We start from the raw sequence: 5,940 nt of genomic DNA on the forward strand, positions 1-5,940 counted from the left end.
GGTGGAGGCCGTGGTCAAGGCGCACGAGTCGATCTACGACGCGGTGGTGATCGGCGTGCCGCACGACCGCTGGGGCCATCAGGTCGCCGCCGTGGTCTCCGCGCATGCTCCGGACGCCGTCGACTTCGCCGCGCTGGCGGCGCAACCCCCGCGGGGCCGTCTCATCGTTGTACCCCTGGTGTACCCAGCGGCCCACAGGTGCGGCGCACCGGTCGCCGGGCACCCATCCCGTTCTGACACGTTTACCCGCCCCGCCACGGACGGAGCCGCCACCGATGCCCCGTGTGAGCCTGCGTGGGCCACGTCGTGCGGCGGGACAGCGTGACGACCACGTCGGGGTTCGGGTGTCAGCGCGTAGCGTCGATGCGGCCGATGAGCCAGTTCAGCGCAGGTGCGGTGGCGGCGTTGTAGCCGTTGCGGTGGACGTCGGACTCGGCGAAGCGGGCCGCGTCGCCGGTTTGGCGGGCGAGATCGCCCAGCGCGGTGCTGGTCTCGGGGGTGGTGGCGGTGGTGAAGGTGTGCGCGAGTCCGGCGAGGCGTGTGCCGGCGTCTCCGGTCAGTGCCGAGGCCGCGGTGGCGGCGAGGTCGGCGGCGACGGGGAGGAGGCCGGTGAGTGCGAGGGCGGCACCGGCGGGGTCTCCGCGGGTGAGTGTTTCCAGTGCGTGCCAGGCGATTTCCTGGGCTTGTCCGATGTCGGTGGCGAGGCGCCCGATATCGACGTTGGCGATGAGGGCGAGGATCTGGGCGGCGATGCCGGTCCACCCCGATGTGTCGAGTGGTGCGGCCAGGGCGAGAGCTTGGGCGGCCAGGTGCAGGTCGATCCCGGCGGCCATCTGGACCAGCGGCGCGAACTGCGTATTCAACTCGCCTGAGACCTGGTGTAGGCCAGGCACATTGCCGGAGGTGATCAGGGCGGGCAGTTGGGCGAGATCGCCGACGATCGCCGGGATGTTGGCGGCGAACCCGGTCAGCCCGGCCAGGACGGTGACCACCTGGTCCACGACTGCGGACGGGTTCAGTCCCTCGAGCGAAGCCGCCGCTGCGGGAGCCGAGCCCGGCACGAGTCCCGGGCTGGTTTGCGGGGGTGTCGGAGTGGGGGTGTGGTCTGTGTTGGGGACGGCGGCGTCGCTGGTGGGTGGTGGGGGGTTGCCGGTGACGGCGCGGCCGAGGGCGGTCAGGGCGGGGGAGGCGTGGGGTGTGGTGGCGCAGTAGAGGTCGCCGGTTGCGCAGAGGGTGCGGACGCGGTCGGTGAGGGTGCCGAAGTCCTCGCCGCGGGGCCCGGCGATGCCCTCGCCGGGCTGGCCGGGTCCGAGTTGCGGGGTGGCGGGGTGGCGGCGCGGGTCCGACAGCAGCGCGACGGCCACGATCCGGGAGTCGGGGAGCGGGCCGCGGTGGTTTCCGATGGCGGTGGCGACGTCCCCGGTGATGTCTGCGCCTTGGGAGTATCCGGCCAGCACGACGCGGGTGGACGAGCACAACCCGGCCAATGTCGTCGACAGTGCCTGCACGCCTTGGGTTTCCGAGGCGTGGTACGGGGTGGCGGATGCGGTGTAGGCGAGGGTGCGCACGGCGATGTCGGTGCCGTAGCGCTGGCGCAGGCCCTGTCCGATCGGGGCGAGCATCCCGCCAGGTTGGTCCGGGGTGGCGGCGGGTGTGGTTTCGCCGGTGCCCGGGACCAGGATCGCGGTGAATCGAGGGCAATTCGACTCGGGAGGTGCCGGGTCGGCGGTGGCAGGCCCGGACACGAGCAAGGCCAGGAAGGCCACGACGAGGGCGCAGAGCAGGGCGCGGGCACTGTGGCGGGCGTTCGGGTGGGTGGGCTTCATGGTGGGATCTCCTGGGGTGTCGGGGAATTCGGGTTGCGGGTGGGGTGTGGTGGTCAGTCGGGGCCGCCGGGTGGTGCTGGGAGGTGGGGTGTCGCGGTGGGGCGCGTGGCGGCGTAGTAGTCGTCGCCGGGGTATCGCAGATCGCTGACCTGGACGGGAACGCCGAAGGTCGGCGCTTCGACTTTCTTTCCGGCGCCGAGGTAGAGGCCGACGTGGTGGACGTCGGCGGCGGTGCCGTAGAAGACGAGGTCGCCGGGCTGGAGTTGGTTTTCGGGGATGCGGGGCCCGACGTGGATTTGGTCGTAGGTGGTGCGGGGTAGGTCGATTCCGGCGGTGGCGTAGGCGGCCTTGGTGAGTCCGGAGCAGTCCCAGCCGCCTTCGCCGGGGCCGTCTCCGCCCCACACGTACGGCTGCCCGAGCTGCGCGCAGGCGAACGAGATCACTTGCACGGCAACGGGGCTGGCGGCCTCGATGGTGTGGCAGTCGCCGCTGCCCGGCGAGGGGGTGGCGCGGTAGCGGGCGGCTTGGTCGAGGACGTGGGTGACGTAGTCCTCGGAGTGGTTGTAGGTGAAGATCGCGGCGTGCAGATCCTCGGGTGCGCCGGAGTCGCACAGGTAGTAGGCGGCAGCGTGGATCGCGTCGGACGGGTTGTAGCGCGAGGGCGGGCTCGCCCCGCCGGGCGGGAGCCGGTGGCGGGCGGTGACGGCGTCGAAGGTGGGGGCGAGGAATTGCATGAGACCTCCGGCGCCCGCGAAGTTCTCCCCGTGCTGGACGCCGGGGAGGGTGGAGCGGCCGTGGTCGGTTTCGACTTTGCCGATCGCGGCCAGCACCGACCAGTCCAGGCCGGGGCAATCGCGCGCGGCGTTCTGATAGAGGACCAGCAGCTCCGGGGGGATGTCGGTGCGGGCTTGCGGGCTCGGCGTGCTGCCTGCGCCCGGGGCAGGGGCGGGTGAGATCGAGGCTTGGTCGTAGACGATGGCGATGGTGACCACGGCGGCGATGACAACGACGAAGAACACCACCACGGTCGAGCCCGCACCGAGCGTTTTGACGAGCATGCGCCGATCACCTACCGGCTCTGGAACATCGGCGGCGGGGCCGGGAGCATCTGCCCGCAGACAACGCTGGGCTCGGTGTCGAGGCTCTCCGGTGGCGGGGTGCGGCGGGGCCAGACGGTGGTCAGCTCGTGCAGGTGCACGCGGCCGGTGCCGGTGGAATCCAGCGGCAGCCATACCCGGTCGGCGGGGCTCGGCTGCGCGGTGGTGGGGTCGAGGAGGTCGGCGGCGGCGGTGGCGACCGGGACCGCGCCGGGGTCGGGCAGCGCGGCTGCGGTATCGCGCAGGGCGTGGCGGGCGGTGGTTTCGCGGGAGTGGGTGGGGACCCAGACCAGGACGGGGGTGATGACGCCGGTGGTTCGGGCCAGCTCCGCATAGCCCAGGAGTTTGGCTGCGACGCGAGTCAGTCGGGTGGAGCCGAGGTCGTATTCGAGGAAGAAATCCAATAGGGCACCGGGGGCGGTGTAGCGGCCGAAGCTGTCGGGGCGGGTGAGGTCGCCCCAGAGGCGGTAGCAGCGTCCCTCGGACCACCACGCCAGGAGCTGCGCGTTCTGGCGGGCTGCGGTGGTGGCGAGGGCGGTGAACCAGTCGTTGACGCCGATGGTGTGGGCGAGGTGGAGGCTGTGGGCGATGTTGAGGGCGTGGCGGGGGCGATACCGCAGGGTGCGCAGGTCGGTGTCGGCCTCGGCGGCGAGCACTGCGGCGCCGGCAGTAGCCAGGACCCAGTGCGAGGGCGCGCTGCCGCGGGTGCGGAGCGGCCGGAACCGGTCGACGACGCGGTAGCGGTGCAACAGCGCCAGGCGGCGGCGCGCGATCTTGAGGGTGGGGAACGCGAGTGCGGCGAGCTGGTGGGTGGTCAGGACGCGATGCTCGTACAGCATCCGCAGGATCCAGCGGTCGCGGTCGGTCAGCCGCGCCACCAGCCGCGTGGTCTCCGCGACAGGCCCCGGGGCCTGGTCGGCGCGCGGCGCGCGCAGCGCGGCCTGCCGGTCAGGATGGACGATCATCAGGAAACCTTTCGGGTACAACCGAACACGACGCGGGTGAGAGGGTGTGCACCCCGCGAGAGGCCGGACGGGCTAGGTCAGCCGGGGGTCTGTGGTGGTGGACGCGGGTGCACCGTGCGGGGAGGGCCCGGTGCGCTGGGCGTGCGCGGCGGCGGCGATCTCGCGTGCGCGGCCCGGAGTCGGTGGCGGCAAGGGTTGGGTGGTGAGGGTGAAGGGGCGGGCTTGCTGGCCGTGGACGAGTAGCCGGGCGGCGGCGTGGAAGGCGTCGAGGTGGGTGAGGTCGTGTTCGGACAGCCATGGGGTGGTGTGGCGGGCCAGCTCGCGGGCGTCGTCGGGGGACACGGCGAAGACGATCTTGTTTCTCGCGTTGGCGGAGATCCCGTCGCGTAGTTCCTTCGGGAGCTGGGCGAGGTTCTGGTGCGCCAGCAGCAGCGACAGGTGCAGGCCGCGGGCTTCGGCGAGCATGTCCTCCACCGGCGTGGACAGGTTGAGGAAGTTGTGCGCCTCGTCCAGCACCAGGGACGCGTCGGCGCGGTCGGCGGCGGGTCGGCGGGCCCGCGCGGTGGCGGCTTGCCAGGCGCGGGCGACGAGCAGGGACCCGACCAGGCGGCTGGTCTCCTCCCCGAGCGACCCTTTCGGCAGCCGGGCCAGGCAGATGCCGCCCTGGTCGAGGACGTCACCGAACTCGACCGTCGAGGGCCCGCCCGCGATCGCGGCGCGCACGAACGACCGCAGCAGGAACGCGCGGAGTTTGTTGAGCAGGGGTCCGATGACTTGGGCGCGTCCGGCGTCGGAGAGGGTCTCGTAGCCTTCCCAGAATCCGCGCAGGACGGGGTCGGTGGTGGTGCGGGTGACGCGGGCGCGGAAGGCGGGTTCGGTGAGCAGGCGGGGGAGGTCTTCGAGGGTGGGGGTGCCGGGCTGGGCGCACAGGGTGAGCAGGCTGGCGCGCATGATGTCGTCGGTGCGTGGCCCCCACCATTGGGCGAAGACGCGGTGGAACACGGTGACGAGGTTGTCGACGGCGAGATCCAGGCCCGCCTGCCCGGTCCGGCCGATGTCGAGGGGGTTCACGCACGGTGGGGGAGCTTTGGAGTCCGCGTCGAACAGCACTACCCGGTCGGCGAGGCGGCGGGGAAGGCGGGCGAGGACGTCGGTGACGAGGTCGCCTTTGGGGTCGATGACGATCAGGCCGCGTCCGGCGTCGGCGTCGGCCAGGATCATCCGGGCGAGGAGCGTGGATTTGCCGACGCCGGTGGGGCCGAGGATGTGGAGATGGTGGCGGGCGTCGGTGACCCGGACCGCGACCGGTCGGCGGCTGGCGGTATCGGCCACGCCGAGGGGCCGGGTATGCGGGCCGGGCGACGGGATATCCGGGGCCGGGGCCAAGGCGCGGGCTCCGGCGCGGTGCAGGCCCGGTAAGCCGTCGTCGGTGGGCAGGTGTGCGAGGGTGGCCAGCTCGGGCACCGACAGCACATCGCCACGCCCCAGTCGCCGGTGTTCCAGGGCTCGGGCGAGGCGCCAGCAGCGCCGCCGCCGGTAGTAGTTGTGATCGGCGCACGCCCCGAACACCGTCGCCAGGGCGTCCGCGCGGCCCCGCGCTACCCGCCGTGCCCCGCCGACACCACCGGACTCGGCGGCGACGGGGATCGCGACGGCGTAGCGGAGGAGGGTTTCGAAGTGCGGACCCCGGGCCTTGGCCGCGGCGGCCCGCGTCGCGGCACTGAACTCCATCGCGCTCTGCTCGCTCCCAGCTCTGGCACCGGTGGCCCTCGACTCGGGAACGCGGCGCGACGAGCCGGGAGTGAACACATCCAGCAGCTCGCGCGCCAGCGCCCTCACCATTCCGATCCGGGCGGTGCCGGGGCGGGTGGCGCGCGCCCCCCCGCGGCCGGGCACCGGGCGGGGCCGGGTCTGCACGCACGCCGCCTGGCCGGGCCCGCGGGCATCGGCGGCGGTCACGAGATGGCGCACGAGACCCGGTAGCATGGGACTCGCCGAGCACCGGGACGCTTGTCCCGTCGCTGGTGCGCAGCATGTACACAGCTCCGTTTG

General features: G+C 72.7%; 5 protein-coding genes. 1 reads left to right on the forward strand and 4 read right to left on the reverse strand.

What is annotated here, in order from left to right:
- On the forward strand, positions 1-325 hold a 325-nt coding region (locus tag QH470_RS14235), incomplete at its 5' end, for an AMP-binding enzyme (RefSeq protein ID WP_425302665.1).
- A 22-nt stretch (positions 326-347) separates the two neighbouring features.
- On the opposite strand, the gene QH470_RS14240 is transcribed toward QH470_RS14235, so the two are convergent.
- The 4 genes from QH470_RS14240 to QH470_RS14255 all read right to left on the reverse strand — a co-directional run bounded on the left by QH470_RS14240 (position 348) and on the right by QH470_RS14255 (position 5,874).
- Complete coding sequence (locus tag QH470_RS14240; protein ID WP_280272824.1) at positions 348-1,826, reverse strand: cutinase family protein; 1,479 nt, start codon at positions 1,824-1,826, stop codon at positions 348-350.
- A 53-nt stretch (positions 1,827-1,879) separates the two neighbouring features.
- Complete coding sequence (locus tag QH470_RS14245; RefSeq protein WP_280272825.1) at positions 1,880-2,884, reverse strand: C40 family peptidase; 1,005 nt, start codon at positions 2,882-2,884, stop codon at positions 1,880-1,882.
- 11 nt (positions 2,885-2,895) lie between these two features.
- Positions 2,896-3,888, reverse strand: coding sequence for a replication-relaxation family protein (locus QH470_RS14250; protein ID WP_280272826.1), 993 nt, complete (start codon positions 3,886-3,888; stop codon positions 2,896-2,898).
- Between the two features lie 72 nt (positions 3,889-3,960).
- Complete coding sequence (locus QH470_RS14255) at positions 3,961-5,874, reverse strand: type IV secretory system conjugative DNA transfer family protein (protein WP_280272827.1); 1,914 nt, start codon at positions 5,872-5,874, stop codon at positions 3,961-3,963.
- Positions 5,875-5,940: the final 66 nt, after the last annotated feature.

The organism is Nocardia wallacei (genome assembly GCF_029868745.1).
Taxonomy (GTDB): Bacteria; Actinomycetota; Actinomycetes; order Mycobacteriales; family Mycobacteriaceae; genus Nocardia; species Nocardia wallacei_B.